Consider the following 19,074-nt stretch of genomic DNA (forward strand, 5'->3'; position numbering starts at 1 on the left):
TAGCATATAAACAACTACCATATGGATAATATCCTTGAAACTGCCAAAACATGGCTTACCGACTTTTTTGACCCTGCAGTTAAAAAAGAAATTGAACACCTGATCGCAAATGACCAAGAGGAACTGAACGACCGTTTTTATAAGAATATGGAATTTGGAACCGGTGGTATGAGAGGTGTAATGGGTGTTGGCACAAACAGAATTAATAAATATACCTTGGGCAAAAGCACCCAAGGACTAAGTAATTATTTAAATAAAGTTTATTCAGGTGAAGATATAAAGGTAGTTATTGCCTTTGATTGTCGCCATAACAGTGATACACTGGCCAGAACCGTTGCAGAAGTGTTTTCTGCCAATGGCATTAAGGTATTCCTTTTCTCAGAATTGCGTACAACTCCAGAACTTTCATTTGCAGTAAGACATTTAAATTGCCATGCAGGTATTGTGTTGACGGCATCTCACAACCCACCGGAATATAATGGTTATAAGGTATATTGGACCGATGGCGGACAAATAGTACCTCCACAAGACGAAGAGATTATTGCCGAAATTAATGCGCTTGGTTTTGAAGATATCAAATTCACTGCCAACGATAGTTTAATTGAAGTGATCAATAAGGAAGTTGATGAAGCTTTTATTTCACAATCTGTTGCTGCCGGTAATTTTAATGCAGCCGGAAAAGACAACTTTAAAATTGTTTTTACCTCACTGCACGGCACATCGATTACTGCCATACCTGAAGTTCTAGAAAAAGGTGGGTATGAAAACGTAACTATTATTAAAGAACAAGCTAAACCAGACGGAAACTTCCCTACGGTCAAATCTCCTAATCCAGAAGAATCAGAAGCACTATCCATGGCCGTTAAAAAGGCTGAAGAAATTGGTGCAGACATGGTAGTGGGTACAGACCCTGATAGTGACCGTTTAGGCATTGCCGTACGAAACCTAGACGGTGAAATGGAAATTGTCAACGGAAATCAAGCAATGGTTTTAATGACAAAATTCCTTCTAGAAAAGAGAAAAGAAAAAGGATTTAAAGGCAATGAGTTTATTGCTACCACTATTGTATCCACCCCTATGATGGAAGCCATGGCGAAAGCATACGGAGTAGAATTTAAAACTTCTTTGACCGGATTTAAATGGATCGGTAAAATGATAAAAGATTTCCCTGAGTCCGATTTTATTGGTGGTGGCGAAGAGAGTTTTGGTTATATGGTAGGTGATTTTGTTCGCGATAAAGATGCGGTTACCTCTACCCTATTGGCTTGTGAAATTGCTAGCCAAGCGAAAGCGAATGGCAGTTCTTTTTACAAAGATTTAATTCAATGTTATGTTGACTATGGTTTCTATAAAGAGCATTTAGTTTCCATCACTAAAAAAGGTATTAGTGGTGCCGAAGAAATTAAGCAGATGTTGAAGGACTTTAAAGAAAACCCGGTAGAATCGGTAGCTGGTTCTAAGGTAAAGTGGATTGAGGATTACAATACCTCTATCGCTAAAAATGTATTGACCGGTGAAGAAAAAACTATTGATATTCCAAAATCTAACGTATTAATCTACGAAACGGAAGATGGTACTAGAATAGCAGCAAGACCTAGTGGCACAGAACCTAAGGTTAAATTCTACATCAGCACCAATACGAAATTGCAAAAAACTGAAGATTATAAAAAAGTAGCGGCAGAACTTGATCAAAAGATCAAGAACATTCTTGCTGAGCTTAATTTAGCTTAATGAACTATTTCAAAAAGATTCTTCGCTTTGCGAAGCCTTACAAGGTATATGCTATTCTAAACATTATATCTAACATCTTTTATGCACTGTTTTCAACATTGGCAATGATATCCTTATTTCCAATGTTGAACGTACTTTTTAAACAAACGGAAAAAATATACACCAAACCACAGTGGAACGGTATTTCCGGCTTAAAGGATTTTGTAACGGATTCCCTGAACTTCTATATCACAGAACAAAGCCAGCACAGTGACTCTGGTGAAGTTCTAATGCTCATGGTAGGCTTGATCATTACCATGTTCTTATTGAAGAATCTTTTTAATTACCTAGCTATGTATTTCATTACTTTTTTACGTAATGGCGTACTTAAAGATTTGCGAAACGAGCTGTATGACAAAACAGTGGAATTACCCATCTCCTATTATTCGGAAAAAAGAAAAGGCGATACCATTGCCCGTATTACCTCAGATGTTTTAGAAATTCAACATTCTTTCTTATCTATATTGGAATTAATTGTTAGAGAGCCACTTACCATCATTTTTACGATTATAGCCATGCTCGCCATAAGTCCTAAATTGACATTATTTGTATTTCTCTTTCTTCCCCTATCGGGTTATTTAATTTCATTGATTGGAAAATCATTAAAGCGAAAATCGGACAAGGTTCAAAATGAACAAGGGTATTTCTTATCTATTTTAGAGGAAACACTGGGTGGTTTACGGGTTATAAAAGCTTTTAATTCCGAATCCGTCTTTGCGAAGAAATTTCAAGCTTCCACAAAACGGTTTTTTAATTTTTCAAATAGCTTGTTGAACAGACAAAACCTAGCATCACCTACGAGTGAATTTTTCGGTATTGCCGCAATAGGGGTTATTCTTTGGTATGGCGGACAAATGGTGCTTGTAGAAAAAACGCTTGAAGCGGAATTATTCATTACTTACATGGCATTGTCATACCAAATACTGACTCCCGCAAAAGCAATTAGTAAAGCATCTTACGGAGTTAAAAAAGGAAATGCAGCGGCTGAACGTGTTTTGGAAATTTTGGAGACAGAAAATCCTATTGCCGAAATTGAGAATCCCATTCATCAAAATTCATTTGATACAGCGGTCAGCATCAATAATATTTCATTTAAATATGAAGATGAATACGTCTTAAAAAACTTTAACCTAACCGTTGAAAAAGGTAAGACGGTAGCGCTGGTAGGGCAATCCGGGAGCGGAAAAAGTACCATTGCCAATCTTGTAACGCGTTTTTATGATGTTAACGAGGGAGATATTAGCATTGATGGAAATAACATTAAAAATCTAAGTAAAAAATCGCTTCGCGGTTTGTTGGGGTTGGTTACCCAAGACTCCATCCTCTTCAATGATACGGTTAAAAACAATATTGGGTTAGGAAAAGAAAATGCCACGGAAGAAGAAATAATAGAAGCTGCAAAAATTGCCAATGCTCATGATTTCATCATGGAATTACCAAAAGGATACGATACTAATATTGGTGATAGCGGTAATAAATTAAGTGGTGGTCAAAAACAGCGTTTATCCATTTCTAGGGCTGTTCTAAAAAATCCTCCAATTATGATTTTAGATGAAGCCACCTCTGCCCTGGACACTGAAAGTGAACGTTTGGTACAGGATGCTTTGGAAAAAATGATGAAAAACAGAACCTCTATAGTAATAGCGCACCGTTTGTCTACCATACAAAATGCAGATACTATTGTAGTACTTCATAAAGGAGAAATTGTGGAGCAAGGAACACATACACAACTATTGGCACTGAACGGAACCTATAAAAAATTGGTTCAGATGCAATCATTGGCATCGTAGTAGAAAATTATTTTAATATAAAATTAATAGTGAAAACCTACTTCACTATTAAACCTTTTCTCAACTTCATAGTCCTAATAATGAACAAACCTCAAGAACCGTTGATAGCAGAGGAAACACTTGTACAGGAATTAAAGACCCAAAATACCCAGGCTAAAGCCTTTGAGGTGTTGGTTAGCACATACAAGGAACGGTTATATTGGCAGATAAGAAACATTGTTTTAAACCATGACGATGCAGATGATGTGCTGCAAAATACATTCATTAAAATCTATAAAAATATTGATGGATTTAAAGGTGAAAGCCAGCTCTTTTCATGGATGTACAGAATTGCCACCAATGAGGCCTTAAGTTTTGTTAAGCAACGAGCTAAAAACCAAGGTTTAAATGACATAGACTACCAAGAAAAGCTCGTAGCCAACCTACAAAGCGATGTCTATTTTGAGGGTGATGAAATACAATTAAAGTTACAACAGGCTATTGCAACCCTGCCCGAAAAGCAGAAATTGGTCTTCAATATGAAGTATTTTCAAGAATTAAAATATGAACAGATATCAGAAATTCTTGATACATCTGTGGGTGGATTAAAGGCATCTTACCACTTAGCGGTAAAAAAAGTAGAACAATTTTTAAAAGAAGATTAAACTATTTATGTAATTGACAGTCAAATAAGTATCATGAACAATAAAAACAAAAATCCGTTTAAAACTCCAGAGGGCTATTTTGATAGTTTTCAGGACAAGCTTATGGCCAAATTATCCGATGATAATGTAGCCATACCTAAGGATAATGCTTTTACGGTTCCCGATAATTATTTTGAAGACTTCAATGATAGAATCAATAAAAAATTATCAGAAGAATCCAAAGTTATTCCTCTCTTTCCTGTAAAGAGAATAATGACCATTGCTGCTTCTGTAGCTGCCATTGCCCTTATTTTTTTCGGTTATCAATGGAACAATGACCAAGACGTCAATTTTAGCGATTTGGCCAATACAGATATTGAGGCCTATTTTGAAAATACGGAGTTTGACCTGTCATCCTATGAAATTGCAGAGGTACTGCCCTTTACGGACACAGATTATTCCAATATGATGAGCCTACCTATAGACGATGAAAACATATTGGACTATTTAAGCGAAGGTTTAAATGATTTTGAAGAACTTAATCTACAAGAAAATGAATAAATATATCATAGTACTATGCATGCTTTTTACCGCATTCTCTTTTGGTCAGCATAAAAGGGACTGGGAAAAAATAAAATCTTTAAAAGTAGCCTACATAACAGAAAAATTAGCGCTGGACAGTAAAGAAGCACAAGAATTTTGGCCCATATATAATGAGTATGAGGAAAAAAGACATGCTTTAAGCCGTAAAGACCATACTCAAATAAAAGATAAGCTTAAGAATAGCGATGCGCTTACCGAAAAAGAGGCTAAAAAGATGTTGTCCTTAAAAATATCCATTGAAGAAGATGAGGAAGAATTGGATAAAGCTTTATTATTAGAGGTTAGCAAAGTTACTTCGGCAAAAAAAGCATTACTACTTCTTAAGGCTGAAGAAGATTTTAAAAGAGATTTGATTAAACAATATCGTCAAAACAAAGGCGGTAGATAACTATTTGAACACGAGTTTAGCAATTCGGTTTTTCCCTGCCGCATAGGCAACGGTATCGTTTTGAAACCGAATCGTATAAAAAGATTCATTAGATAGGTCTTTCCAACTTTCGCCCATATCATAGGAATATGATATACCCGTAAATCCCACAGCAATCAATTCTTTACCATTTTTGTTTGGTACAAATTGCACACAACTTTTATACCCTGGCTGCTTACCATTTGCCAATAATTTCCAGGTTTTTCCACCATCGGTTGTTATTGCCTTATTTGCCGTTGCAATTTCTGGTCTCGTATAATCACCACCAAAAGCAACCCCTAAATTTTCATCATAAAAATCAATTGAATAGATTCCTTCGGTCGGTTCTCTGTTTACAATGGGCGTCCGGTAAGTTTCCCACGTCCTTCCCTTATCCGAAGAAAGTAAAATTCGCCCAGCCGTGGTTGCCATCCATATATTGTTGCCAATAGTCTTAATATTGGTATTGCTTGCTGCAAAAGCTCCCTCGCCCTCTATTCCTTCCGGTAATTGCGAACAAGGCAATTTTGACCATGATTTTCCGCCATCCGATGTTATTATAACACTCAAACATCCATCAACCGTATCGCCCAATGCAATTCCGTCCATATCGTTCAAAAAAGTCATGGAATCATAAAAAACACCTTCCCCCTCCTCTTTGTAGACCAATTCCATTCTTCCGTTTTCTCCCGTTTTATACAACAATGCAGGCGATTCTATCGACAGCATAAAAAAATCTGATGAAGTATGGCTTATAGCCCTAAAGGCGGGAATACTGGTATGATATTTTTGAACGTTCGTTCTTATTTTACCCGTTGTGAAATCAACAGTACCAAACGTACCCTTGTTAGCTGCAAATGCCAAGCTGTTCCCCATTATTTCAATGGCCCTAATACTTATAGAATCTGAATAGACCGTCTCTATATTAACCGAACTAAAGGGCACACGCTGTACACTTTCTGAACAAGAGACCATTAAAATTACCAGAAGAATGATGTAACGCATGTAAACAAGGTATAAAGTTTATCAAAAATAAATGGAATCGCTTCTAAAACAATACCTTTGCAGCCATAATTTTTTAGAGGACAAAAGCCTATATCAATTAAATTGAAATTAATAACGGCTTCAAATCTTCTGACATTGTAACAATAACACTTCTAATGAAATTACACAGAAATTTGGTGTTTGCCGTAATAGACGCCCTTAACCTTATATTTAACGAAAACCAGTATGCCGACAAGGTAGTTCAAAAAGTATTAAAATTTGATAAACGCTGGGGTTCGCGAGATCGTGGTTTTATTGCGGAAACTACGTATGAAATGGTGCGCTATAAACGCCTTTATGCTGAGATAGCAGAAGTTAAAGCCCCCTTTAGCAGACCGGATCTCTTTCGTATGTGGGCGGTTTGGGCTGTTTTAAAAGGAATTAAACTACCGGATTGGAAACAAATAGAACCAACACCCGAAAGAAGAATTAAAGGAAAATTCGACGAACTTTCGCAAATTAGAAAATTTAGGGAAGCGGTTCCGGATTGGATAGACGAGCTTGGAGAAAAAGCTTTAGGAGATAAATTATGGACAGAGGAGCTTGCCAAATTAAATGAGCCAGCAGAAGTAATTTTACGTACCAATACCTTAAAAACAAACAAGGAAACCTTACGCAAAGCTCTGTTGGACGAAAATATAGTTGCCGAGCCCATTAAAGGCTATCCTTCTGCTTTAAAGCTAGTTGAGAGAGCCAATGTTTTTGTAACCCAAGCTTTTAAGAACGGTATGTTTGAAGTTCAAGATGCCTCTTCACAGTTGGTCTCAGACTTTTTGGATATAGAACCAGGGCAACGTGTTGTAGACACATGTGCAGGTGCCGGAGGAAAATCTTTGCATTTAGCGGCATTAATGGAAAACAAGGGACAATTAATTTCTATGGATATCTATGGAAGTAAATTGAAAGAACTTAAAAGAAGGGCTAGACGTAATGGCGCCCATAACATTGAAGTTCGCGAAATAGATTCTACAAAAGTGTATAAGAAACTTTACGGCAGTGCAGATAGAGTGCTTATCGATGCCCCTTGTACAGGATTGGGTGTACTAAGAAGAAACCCAGATTCTAAATGGAAAATGCAACCGGAGTTTCTAGACAAAATTGTAAAGACACAGCACGAAATCATTAGAAACTACAGTAAAATTGTAAAACCAGGCGGCAAAATGGTATACGCTACCTGTTCTATTTTACCACAAGAGAACAGTCATCAAGTACAGTCGTTCTTAAAATCAGAGGAAGGAAAGGATTTTAGTTTGGTAAAGGACAAAAAAATATACGCATCTAAGAGCGGATATGATGGCTTTTACATGGCATTGTTGGAAAAAAGTATTTAATCGTCAGAGTGACAATGAAAAAAGCCTTTCCGTTCTAAGTAACGGAAAGGCTTTTTAAATGGATAGTATCTACTCACCTATTTCTTTAGCGTTGGATATTCTACTCCTAATTGCTCTAAATATGTATCATATTTAGTTTCATCATAATAGTATTTTTCCAAGGCCGGTCTAAATTGGTCTTGCTTGTCTTTATTTAAGTAGATAGGAGGCATATCACTTTCCGATATCATAGGTTGGTATTTCGTTTCTTTCTGCTGCTCGTTATTGAAATAATCCCAAGCACCTTCCAACAAATCTGGCTTTAATAAAAAGTCGATAATGGTCATAGCCTCTACCTTAGCTCCTGCCACCACACCTTTATGCGCTATAGGTGTAGCCATAGCAATAGCGTTACTCCAATGATGACCTTGTAATCCTGGTATATTTGACGGATACCTCAACGTAACCGTTGGTACTTTCCATGATATATCTCCAATATCATCAGAACCACCACTTATGGGCTCCAATACAGGAAGTCCCAAATCTGACAACTTAGTTGGCAAACCTTCTATTTTTTCCGAATTGACTTCAGTCTGTACCGCTTTTGCCAGTTTTTGGTCCGCATCAGACCACTCTGGCAAACCAACTTCTTTAATATTTTCGTACATGGTTTCCGCTATAACCTTATTATAATGTCTTGGCCATGCCGTTCCCAAAACCTTTGATGTCATGGTTGTCCCCGTCATTAGGGCAGCTCCTTTAGCCATATCGTTGGCCATGGCATACATTTCCATAATTCCCTCATATTTGATATCCCTAAAATAAAACCAAATGGAAGCTTTTGAAGGTACAACGTTGGGTTGATCACCTGAATCGGTAAATATGGAATGAGATCGTTTTAATGGATGTAAATGTTCTCTCTTATAATTCCAGGCAATATTCATAAGTTCCGCTGCATCCAAAGCACTTTTTCCTCGCCAAGGTGAGCCTGCAGAATGGGCTGCTTCGCCATCAAAACTATATTCTACCGATATGAGACCCGTACCTCTTGTAGGACCGTAAGACACCCCTAGGTTATTACCCACATGAGTAAAAATACACATGTCAATATCATCAAAAAGTCCATCTCTAACATACCAAGCTTTTGCTGCTACCAATTCTTCAGCTATACCCGGCCACACTAATAGTGTACCGCCAATATTTTCACGCTCCATAATTTTTTTGACCGCTAAGGCGGATGAAATATTCATAGGAATACCCGAATTATGACCCTCTCCATGTCCTGGAGCGCCATCCACTATAGGTTTATGATACGCTACACCTGGATATTGGGATGCCTTTGGTATACAATCAACATCACTACCTAAAGCAATTATTGGTCCTTCACCATTACTCCAAGTAGCAAACCACGCCGTTGGTATCCCTGAAATAGAACGTTCTATTTCAAACCCGTTCTCAGAAAGAATACCCGTTAAATATTTAGAGGATTCAATTTCCTGAAATCCAAGTTCAGAAAAGCTGAATATCTTATCGACCATAACTTGCGATAATTTTTTATTCTCTTCAACAAGGGCCGAGACTTCAGATTTTAATTTTTCGATCTGTTTATTTGATCGTTTCTTTTGTGCATATGCTCCTGATAAGGTCAACAGACAACACAACAATGTAATTAAGGTAGTTTTTTGTTTCATTTTAGTTTGAATTAGCTACTAAAAGGTACATAAATTCATTGGTACATGAGTGGAACCCTTGAATTTTTATCTAATTCAAAACTTTCTAAGCTATTTTTGTAATTATAGAAATTTTACCGCTATTGAAATGTCGTTTTAAGAAAGTGCATCAAAACAATTTAAAAAAGAGGTAATTGCTGATTTTGGGGTAGGTCTACAACCTCAACTTTCTCCTTGGTTTGTTTTTCGCCCCACTTGGTCATCGCCTGTAAAACTGGCAAAAGAGATTTTCCCAAAGGCGTTAACGAATATTCTACACGAGGAGGCATTTCCCCATAAAGGGTACGATCAAGAATACCGGTCTTTTCCAACGACTTTAATTGTTTGCTGAGCATTTGCCTATTAATACCTTCAATCTCATTGAAAAGTTTATTAAAGCGGTTGGTACCTTTAGAAATATGAAATATTAGCATAGGCTTCCACTTACCGCCTATCATATCCATACAATATTCAAGAGCTTTTATCTTCCCTTCTTCTTTTGCCATGCTACTTTATATTTATTCTAACCAACTTGTAATTATAATTATAAAACTAAAAATCAGACTAAATCAACTCTTACTATAATCATCTAAAATTCAGACTTAATAGCAATCCTTTAAAAATATTTAGATTTTGACGGATAAAGATAAAACAATATCTCATTAATTTCATTAACAATTAGTGTTTAAAAGTGTTTTAAATTCCCGTAAATCTTAACTTGTAAAACCTTAATTTTGTACTTTAAAAATCAATACCAGACACAGGAAAAATGATTCACTTTTTTGGGGAACCTACTATTAAGGTTTTTGCGGTACAGACCGCTAAGGAGCTTTCATCTGAAGATACAAATAAATTGATATGGTTGTTTGGCAACCAACCAAAAATAAATGCGGCGTCTCTTGACGCCTTTTTTGTTGGTCCACGAGCTGCAATGATTACTCCTTGGAGTACCAATGCTACCGAAATCACCCAAAATATGGGTATAACCGGTATTATTCGTATTGAGGAATTCAATACCGTGGAAGAGAATTTCATGGGCTTTGACCCAATGATTTCCCAAAAATATAAGGTCCTAGATCAAGATATCTTTACTATTCACGTTGAGCCAAAACCTATTTTGAATATTGAGGACATTAGCGCTTTCAACAAGCAAGAAGGTTTAGCGCTTAACGATGAAGAGGTAGAATATCTAGAAAACCTTAGTAAAAAACTGGGTAGAAAGTTAACCGATTCTGAAGTTTTTGGTTTTAGCCAAGTAAACTCAGAGCATTGTAGACACAAAATATTCAATGGTACTTTTGTTATTGACGGCAAAGAGATGCCCACATCCCTTTTCAAACTAATTAAAAAGACATCACAAGAATTCCCAAATGATATTGTATCTGCCTATAAGGACAATGTAGCTTTTGTTAAAGGACCAAAAGTGGTACAGTTTGCTCCTAAAAGTGCTGATAAGCCAGATTTCTATCAAGAAAAAGAATTTGATTCCGTTATCTCTTTAAAAGCGGAAACCCACAATTTCCCTACCACCGTAGAGCCTTTTAATGGTGCAGCAACGGGTGCTGGTGGAGAAATCAGAGATAGATTGGCTGGTGGTAAAGGTTCTTTACCATTAGCAGGTACAGCGGTTTATATGACAGCATATAGCCGATTAGAAAAAGATAGACCATGGGAGAAAGGAATGACCGAAAGAGATTGGTTGTACCAAACACCTATGGATATCCTTATAAAAGCTTCTAATGGCGCTTCCGATTTTGGAAATAAATTTGGTCAGCCATTAATTTCAGGATCTGTATTGACTTTCGAGTACGATGAAAATTCATCACCATTTGATTCATCGGAAGAAAAGACTTCGGCTACGCTCAGCCCCCGTAAGTTAGGTTATGATAAAGTTATAATGCAAGCGGGCGGTATAGGTTACGGCAAAATAGAACAAGCTATAAAGGCTGAACCAGAAACAGGAAATAAAATTGTAATTCTAGGTGGTGACAATTATAGAATTGGTATGGGTGGTGCTGCGGTTTCTAGTGCCGATACCGGAGAATTCAGTTCTGCTATAGAATTGAACGCAGTACAACGTTCAAATCCTGAAATGCAAAAAAGAGCTGCCAACGCTATTCGCGGTATGGTAGAAAGTGAGGAAAACAACATTGTCTCCATTCACGATCACGGAGCTGGCGGACACCTTAATTGCTTGTCAGAACTTGTTGAGGAAACTGGCGGAAATATAGATTTGGATAAGTTACCTGTGGGTGACCCTACCTTATCCGCCAAAGAAATTATAGGTAATGAGTCTCAAGAACGAATGGGACTGGTTATTGGAAAAAAGGATATTGAATTACTTCAACGTATTGCAGATAGAGAGCGATCGCCAATGTACGAAGTTGGTGATGTAACCGGTGATGACCGTTTTACTTTCGAATCAAAGACCAATGGTGCAAAACCTATGGATCTTGAATTATCGGACATGTTCGGTAGCTCGCCCAAGACCATAATGACCGATAATACGGTCGATAGAAACTATGCAAACGCCAACTATTCGCTTGAATTTTTTCATGATTATTTAGACGCCGTACTCCAGCTTGAAGCTGTCGCTAGTAAAGACTGGTTAACGAACAAGGTCGACCGTTGTGTTGGTGGTCGCGTTGCTAAACAACAATGTGCTGGCCCATTACAATTACCACTAAACAATTGTGGTGTAATGGCGTTGGATTTTAAAGGTAAGGAAGGTATTGCCACAAGCATTGGGCACTCTCCTATTTCTGCCTTAATAGACCCATCTGCCGGCAGTAAAAATAGTATTGCAGAATCTTTGACCAATCTTATTTGGGCACCGTTAAAAGACGGGTTGGCTTCTGTTTCATTATCTGCAAACTGGATGTGGCCTTGTAAAAATGAAGGTGAAGATGCCCGTTTATACAAAGCAGTTCAAGCTGTTTCTGACTTTGCCATTGAATTAGGTATCAATGTACCTACGGGAAAGGACTCACTTTCCATGAAACAAAAATATAAGGATGGCGATGTAATCTCTCCAGGTACGGTGGTCATTTCCGCTGCCGGAAATTGTAGCGATATCAATAAGGTAATTGAACCTGTATTACAAAAAGATGCCGGATCTATTTACTACATCAACCTTTCTAAAGATGCTTTTAAATTAGGCGGTTCTTCGTTCTCACAAACCAGAAACAGTATAGGTAGCGAAACACCAACGATTACAGATTCCGCTTACTTTAAAACTGTTTTTAATACCATTCAATCTTTAATTAAAGATGATAAAATTGTTGCAGGGCATGATGTTGCATCTGGCGGACTGATCACTACGTTACTTGAGCTTTGTTTTGCCGATATAGATTTAGGTGCAAATCTTGATCTTACAGCGCTAGGTGAATCTGACACCATTAAAGTACTGTTCTCTGAAAACGCCGGTATTGTTTTACAGGCAAAAGATGATAGCATTGAAAATGTTTTTGAATCGAATAAGATAGATGCCATTAAATTAGGAACCGCTACAAACCAAGCTGTTCTTACCATAAAAAATAATGGTATGGAAATGGGCTTGAACATTGAGACCCTTCGCGATACTTGGTTTAAGACATCTTACCTATTGGATAATCAACAAACCGCAAATGGTTTGGCAAAAGATAGATTTGACAATTATAAAGTTCAACCATTAGTATATAATTTTCCAACTGCCACTACATTGAAGCTACCAGGCAGAGCTCTTAATGAATCAGCAACTAGACCTAAAGCTGCTATTCTTCGTGAAAAAGGGAGTAACTCTGAGCGCGAAATGGCAAATGCGATGTACTTGGCAGGATTTGATGTTAAGGATGTTCACATGACGGACCTTATCTCGGGTCGTGAGAATTTAGAGGATATTCAGTTTCTAGGTGCCGTTGGTGGTTTCTCCAATTCCGATGTGCTAGGTAGTGCAAAAGGATGGGCAGGAGCCATTAAGTACAACGAAAAGGCCAATACGGTTATTAAAAACTTCTTTGCTAGACCAGATACATTATCGGTTGGCATTTGCAACGGATGCCAATTGTTCATGGAGTTGGATTTAATTAATCCAGAGCATGAAACGCACGGTAAAATGACGTACAACGATTCTCATAAACATGAGAGCAACTTTACTTCGGTGGAAATACAAAAGAACAACTCGGTTATGCTATCCTCATTAGAAGGAAGCAAACTGGGCGTTTGGATCTCTCATGGAGAAGGCAAATTCTCTTTACCACAATCAGAGGAGAACTATGATATTGTTGCTAAATATGGTTACGAAGGCTATCCGGCAAACCCTAATGGCAGTGACTTTAACACCGCAATGCTTTGTGATAAAACAGGGCGTCACCTTGTTACCATGCCACATATAGAGCGTTCTATTTTTCCATGGAACTGGGCGCATTATCCAGCAGATAGAAATGATGAAGTTTCACCATGGATCACGGCTTTTATTAATGCCAAAGAATGGTTACTTAATCAGAAATAATTACAACCTTTTATAACCTAAAAAGCTGTGTACTTCCAAAATATTGGATACACAGCTTTTTCTTTTTTTTAACTAATTAAAGTTTGCCAGTGGTTTCATTACACCTTCTTTTTTACCAAGTATGCTTTAAATTAGAAGTAAATAAAAAAAGGCCCAATATTCCATAAAATTTTTCATCTTCCTTTTTAGCAATTAGCCTAATATGTTCATTTGCAAATTATTGCAATCAATCAACTATAAAGAGTAAAGAGCAAAGCCAATATAGTCAATTAGGAAATTTACAATCATATGCTATTTTATTTGTCAATACAATTTTAAAATACCGAGTTCTTTCATTATTTTGCAAAAAAGTTTATAATCTGCATATGCAACAAATAACTCGTCTATTCGATATCCCTTATTACCAACTTGAGCATTTCAATCTTGAAAAAGCTCTGGTAACCAAAAAAAATGGTAAATGGGTTGCCACCTCTACCCAAGAGTATATTGATAAAGCAAACGCGATTAGCAGAGGCTTGCTTCGCTTGGGAGTTAAGCCAAATGATAAAATTGCCGTAATCTCGTTGACCAATAGAACGGAATGGAATATTTTAGATATTGGAATATTACAGATCGGCGCACAGAATGTACCCATTTATCCAACCATTTCAGAGGAAGATTATGAATATGTATTAAATCATTCTGAAGCCCAATATTGTTTTGTTTCATGTACCGAAGTATTGGACAAGGTCAATAAAATTAAGGACAATGTAAAGTCGCTTAAGGGCGTATACTCATTTAATGAAATTGAAAGTTGTCCTAATTGGCAAGAAGTGTTGGACAAAGGCGCGGATACGGGCAATCAAGAGGAAGTAGAAACGTTAAAGTCCAATGTTCAGCCATCTGACTTAGCCACCCTAATCTATACTTCTGGGACAACCGGTAGACCAAAGGGCGTCATGATGTCTCATAATAACCTTGTATCTAATGTGGTAGCAAGTAAGGAACGTGTTCCTTCCAGTATTAATGACACCGCTTTAAGCTTTTTGCCTATATGCCATATATTTGAACGAATGATTCTTTATCTATACCAGTATTGTGGTATAGAAGTTTATTTTGCGGAGGGACTGGACAAAATAAGTGACAATTTAAAAGAAGTGAAGCCAAATTTAATGACCGTTGTACCCAGGTTGTTAGAAAAGGTCTATGAATCTATTATAGCCAAAGGGTCTAGTTTAACCGGTATCAAAAAGAGTTTGTTCTTTTGGGCCGTAGATGTAGGTCTAAAATATAAACCCTACGGTGCCAATGGTTGGTGGTATGAATTAAAACTATCAATTGCCCGCAAATTGATTTTCAGCAAATGGCAAGAAGGACTAGGCGGTAACCTTGGTATCATGGTTTCTGGTAGCGCAGCATTACAACCCCGCTTAAGTAGAATATTTGCAGCAGCGGGCATTCCTGTGATGGAAGGCTATGGTCTTACCGAAACTTCACCTGTTATATCCGTAAACGACCAAAGGAACAATGGTTGGAAAATTGGCTCCGTTGGTAAGGTAATTTCTGATGTAGAAGTGAAAATAGCGGAAGACGGAGAAATTCTTTGCAAAGGTCCCAATGTCATGTTAGGCTATTATAAAGACCCCGAAAAAACTGCAGAGGTTATTAAGGATGGCTATTTTCATACGGGGGATATTGGCGAAATAGACCACGAGGGTTTTTTAAGGATTACTGATCGCAAAAAAGAAATGTTCAAAACTTCTGGCGGAAAATATGTAGCCCCCCAATTATTGGAGAACAGATGTAAACAGTCCAGGTTTATTGAGCAGATCATGGTCATTGGCGAAGGCGAAAAAATGCCGGCAGCATTAATACAACCCAATTTTGACTACATCTATGAATGGGCCAAGAAAAACAACATTACTGTAGGTGAAAATTCAGATATCGTACTCAATGAAAAAGTAATAGAACGATTGGATGAAGAGGTTACCAAAGCAAATGAAAATTTTGCGAAATGGGAAAAAATCAAACAATTTAGACTTACTCCGGATATTTGGAGCATAGAAGGCGGGCACCTTACCCCTACCATGAAGTTGAGAAGAAAAATCATTAAGGAAAAATATATTGACCTTTACAATGATATTTATGGGCACTAAATTCTTTTAAAATTACACCTATAGATTACAAGTACTGTTTGCAAAGTAACGTTTTGACATAAAAACAATGAATTTGCCAACCACTTTGGTCGTATATTTTACTTATAAAACATAGGTATATTGAATTCTACATAGGTAATAGTACTAGATTCAAAAAAAGGAAAGGGTTTACTTAAATATTTCATAAATTTATTATGCATGCATAATAAATTTTCTTATATTTGGGCTGCAACCACCAGCGTATGAAAGAAGTAACTATTGATTATGCACTTAGAGCTACTTGGCAGGCAGTAGCAAGAATGTATAATGAAGAAGCAAAGAATTTTGATTCTACAATGGCAGTAGGTTTTACTTTATTAAGTATTGATCCCAAAACCGGAACTCCATCTACCGCCTTAGGCCCAAAAATGGGTATGGAAGCTACTAGTCTTTCTAGAATCTTAAAGAGTATGGAGAAAAAGGGGCTCATACAAAGAAAGCCAAACCCAGAAGACGGAAGAGGAGTCTTAATCTATTTGACCGAGATGGGCTTGGAAAAAAGAAATCTTTCAAAAAGCACCGTACTTCAGTTTAACGAAGCTATAAGACAAGAAGTGGACCAAGAAAAAATTATGAACTTTTTTGAGGTTACCGAAACCATTAATAAGCTTATTGCAGACAAAAAATTATTTTCAAAAAATATATCAAATTAATACCGATTAAACTACATGAACAAGCATATTAAAAAAGTAGCAGTTATCGGCTCAGGGATAATGGGAAGTGGCATCGCATGTCATTTTGCCAATATAGGGGTCGAAGTATTACTATTGGATATTGTTCCAAGAGAACTTACGGAAAAGGAAAAAGCCAAAGGCCTAACACTTAACGATAAAATTGTTCGTAATAGATTGGTTAATGACTCTTTGGCCGCGGCATTGAAATCAAAGCCCTCCCCTATTTACCATCAAAAATTTGCAAGTCGTATATCCACCGGAAATTTAGAAGATGATATTTCTAAAGTAGCAAAAGTTGATTGGATTATTGAAGTTGTTGTAGAGCGACTGGACATTAAAAAAATGGTTTTTGAAAACCTTGAAAAATACAGAACACCTGGTACCTTGATTACCTCTAATACATCAGGTATTCCTATTAAATTTATGTCAGAAGGCAGAAGTGACGACTTTCAAAAACACTTTTGTGGAACCCACTTTTTCAACCCGGCGCGTTATTTAAAACTTTTTGAAATTATTCCTGGCCCTAAAACTTCTCCTGAAGTATTGGATTTCTTGAACGGATATGGTGAAAAATTCTTGGGCAAAACGTCCGTTATTGCTAAAGACACCCCTGCATTTATAGGAAATAGAATTGGAATATTCAGTATTCAGAGTCTTTTCCATATGGTAAAGGAAATGGGTATGACCGTGGAGGAAGTAGATAAATTGACCGGTCCTGTAATAGGTAGACCAAAGTCGGCCACTTTTAGAACTGTTGATGTTGTAGGTTTAGATACTTTGGTACATGTTGCTAACGGTATTTATGATAATTGTGCCGATGATGAGCGCCATGAACTGTTTAAACTGCCTGAATTCATCAGTACAATGATGGACAATAAATGGTTAGGAAGTAAAACGGGACAAGGTTTTTATAAAAAATCTAAAGATGATAAAGGTAAAACCGAAATTTTGACCCTTGATTTGGATACGATGGATTATCGTTCTAAAAAGAGTGCGAAATTTGCCACTTTAGAATTGACGAAGACAATAGACAAAGTAGTTGATCGTTTTGCCGTACTTGTTGGCGGAAAGGATAAAGCTGGAGAATTTTACAGAAAAAGTTTTGGGCAGTTATTTGCCTATGTATCTCACAGAATCCCTGAAATTACCGACGAGCTTTATAAAATAGATGATGCCATGAAAGCCGGTTTTGGCTGGGAACATGGACCATTTCAAATTTGGGATGCCGTAGGTATAGATAAAGGTTTGGAGTTTATTAAAGCAGAAGGTCTAGAAGCCGCTGCTTGGGTTCATGATATGAAAGCCGCTGGTGTAAATTCTTTCTATGCAGTTAAAGAAGGGGCTACCTATTATTATGATATCCCTAAAAAATCAGTAGAAAAAATACCTGGTCAAGATTCTTTTATCATACTCGATAATATCAGAAAATCTAAAGAGGTATTTAAAAACAGTGGTGTAGTTGTTGAAGATTTAGGTGACGGAATATTAAATGTTGAGTTCCAGTCTAAAATGAATACCATTGGTGGCGATGTTTTATCTGGCTTGAACAAAGCAATTGATATGGCAGAGAAAGATTTTCAAGGTTTGGTCGTTGGTAACCAAGCTGCGAATTTCTCTGTTGGTGCAAACATTGGTATGATCTTCATGATGGCCGTTGAGCAGGAATATGACGAGCTTAATATGGCCATTAAAATGTTTCAAGATACTATGATGCGTATGCGCTACTCTTCCATACCAACAATCTCTGCCCCTCATGGCATGACATTGGGTGGTGGTTGTGAGCTTTCTTTACATGCAGATATGGTAGTTGCAGCCGCTGAAACCTATATAGGACTTGTAGAATTTGGTGTTGGGGTAATTCCTGGCGGTGGCGGATCTAAAGAATTTGCCGTTCGCGCACAAGATACCTTTAAAAAGAACGATGTTGAGCTGAATGTTCTTCAAGAGTATTTCTTGACCATAGGTATGGCCAAGGTTTCTACTTCTGCCTATGAAGCTTATGATTTAGGCATATTACAACATGGTAAGGATATTGTTGTAGTTAATAAGGACAGACAAATTGCAACGGCTAAAGCTTATGCTAAATTAATGGCCGAACAAGGTTATACGCAACCCCCTAAACGATCGGATATTAAAGTATTAGGGAAACAGGCATTGGGTATGTTCTTAGTAGGAACAGATTCTATGGAGGCCAGTCACTACATTAGTGAACATGATAAGAAAATTGCAAACAAACTAGCCTATGTAATGGCCGGGGGCGATTTATCCGAGCCGACATTGGTAAACGAGCAATATTTGTTAGACCTGGAAAGAGAAGCTTTCCTATCGCTTTGTACCGAAAGAAAAACTTTGGAAAGAATTCAGCATATGTTGAAAACTGGAAAACCGTTACGTAATTAATTTACGCAACTATATGCCATAAGCTTATAATTAGTGGCAATCTTAATTGTAACAACAAATAATGCTAGAAGCAAAAAGCTGA

13 protein-coding genes are annotated in these 19,074 nt (G+C 37.2%); 10 read left to right on the forward strand and 3 right to left on the reverse strand.

Translation table 11 applies throughout. From position 1 onward, the window contains the following. Positions 1–21: 21 nt before the first annotated feature. From ABVM52_RS00460 to ABVM52_RS00480, 5 genes are all read left to right on the forward strand, one after another. Positions 22–1,731: a phospho-sugar mutase gene (locus ABVM52_RS00460; RefSeq protein ID WP_405382616.1), complete on the forward strand. Its 1,710-nt coding sequence runs from the start codon at positions 22–24 to the stop codon at positions 1,729–1,731. Then, positions 1,731–3,560, forward strand: a complete 1,830-nt coding sequence (locus tag ABVM52_RS00465; RefSeq protein WP_405382618.1) for an ABC transporter ATP-binding protein — start codon at positions 1,731–1,733, stop codon at positions 3,558–3,560. The genes ABVM52_RS00460 and ABVM52_RS00465 overlap by 1 nt, the downstream gene beginning before the upstream one ends. Positions 3,561–3,640: 80 nt before the next feature. Then, positions 3,641–4,204, forward strand: a complete 564-nt coding sequence (locus ABVM52_RS00470) for an RNA polymerase sigma factor (protein WP_405382620.1) — start codon at positions 3,641–3,643, stop codon at positions 4,202–4,204. Positions 4,205–4,237: 33 nt separating this feature from the next. After that, on the forward strand, positions 4,238–4,744 hold the full coding sequence (locus ABVM52_RS00475) for a hypothetical protein (RefSeq protein WP_405382622.1): 507 nt from the start codon (positions 4,238–4,240) through the stop codon (positions 4,742–4,744). Beyond that, entirely contained in the window at positions 4,737–5,174 is a 438-nt protein-coding gene (locus ABVM52_RS00480; RefSeq protein ID WP_405382624.1) for a hypothetical protein, read from the forward strand. Before ABVM52_RS00475 ends, ABVM52_RS00480 begins: the two co-directional genes overlap by 8 nt. Here ABVM52_RS00480 and ABVM52_RS00485 read toward each other — a convergent pair whose 3' ends face one another. Next, a complete protein-coding gene (locus ABVM52_RS00485; protein ID WP_405382626.1) occupies positions 5,175–6,197 on the reverse strand; it encodes an oxidoreductase in 1,023 nt (340 codons plus the stop codon). Positions 6,198–6,352: 155 nt separating this feature from the next. On the opposite strand from ABVM52_RS00485, the gene ABVM52_RS00490 reads away from it, so the two are divergent. Continuing rightward, a complete protein-coding gene (locus ABVM52_RS00490) occupies positions 6,353–7,567 on the forward strand; it encodes an RsmB/NOP family class I SAM-dependent RNA methyltransferase (RefSeq protein ID WP_116769353.1) in 1,215 nt (404 codons plus the stop codon). A gap of 77 nt (positions 7,568–7,644) precedes the next feature. On the opposite strand, the gene ABVM52_RS00495 is transcribed toward ABVM52_RS00490, so the two are convergent. Together ABVM52_RS00495 and ABVM52_RS00500 are read right to left on the reverse strand one after the other, a co-directional pair. Beyond that, entirely contained in the window at positions 7,645–9,237 is a 1,593-nt protein-coding gene (locus ABVM52_RS00495; protein ID WP_405382628.1) for an amidohydrolase, read from the reverse strand. Positions 9,238–9,395: 158 nt separating this feature from the next. After that, positions 9,396–9,761 (reverse strand): winged helix-turn-helix transcriptional regulator, encoded by a 366-nt coding sequence (locus ABVM52_RS00500; protein ID WP_405382630.1) that lies wholly within the window; start codon positions 9,759–9,761, stop codon positions 9,396–9,398. 263 nt (positions 9,762–10,024) lie between these two features. On the opposite strand from ABVM52_RS00500, the gene purL reads away from it, so the two are divergent. The 4 genes from purL (at position 10,025) to ABVM52_RS00520 (ending at position 18,992) form a co-directional block, all read left to right on the forward strand. Further along, a complete protein-coding gene (gene purL, locus ABVM52_RS00505; RefSeq protein ID WP_405382632.1) occupies positions 10,025–13,744 on the forward strand; it encodes a phosphoribosylformylglycinamidine synthase in 3,720 nt (1,239 codons plus the stop codon). 365 nt (positions 13,745–14,109) lie between these two features. After that, positions 14,110–15,879, forward strand: coding sequence for an AMP-dependent synthetase/ligase (locus ABVM52_RS00510; RefSeq protein WP_405382634.1), 1,770 nt, complete (start codon positions 14,110–14,112; stop codon positions 15,877–15,879). A gap of 242 nt (positions 15,880–16,121) precedes the next feature. Then, positions 16,122–16,571: a MarR family winged helix-turn-helix transcriptional regulator gene (locus tag ABVM52_RS00515; protein WP_405382636.1), complete on the forward strand. Its 450-nt coding sequence runs from the start codon at positions 16,122–16,124 to the stop codon at positions 16,569–16,571. A gap of 15 nt (positions 16,572–16,586) precedes the next feature. Beyond that, positions 16,587–18,992, forward strand: coding sequence for a 3-hydroxyacyl-CoA dehydrogenase/enoyl-CoA hydratase family protein (locus tag ABVM52_RS00520; RefSeq protein ID WP_405382638.1), 2,406 nt, complete (start codon positions 16,587–16,589; stop codon positions 18,990–18,992). Positions 18,993–19,074 lie beyond the last annotated feature (82 nt).

This window comes from Maribacter sp. LLG6340-A2, assembly GCF_045057105.1.
Classification (GTDB): Bacteria; Bacteroidota; Bacteroidia; order Flavobacteriales; family Flavobacteriaceae; genus Maribacter.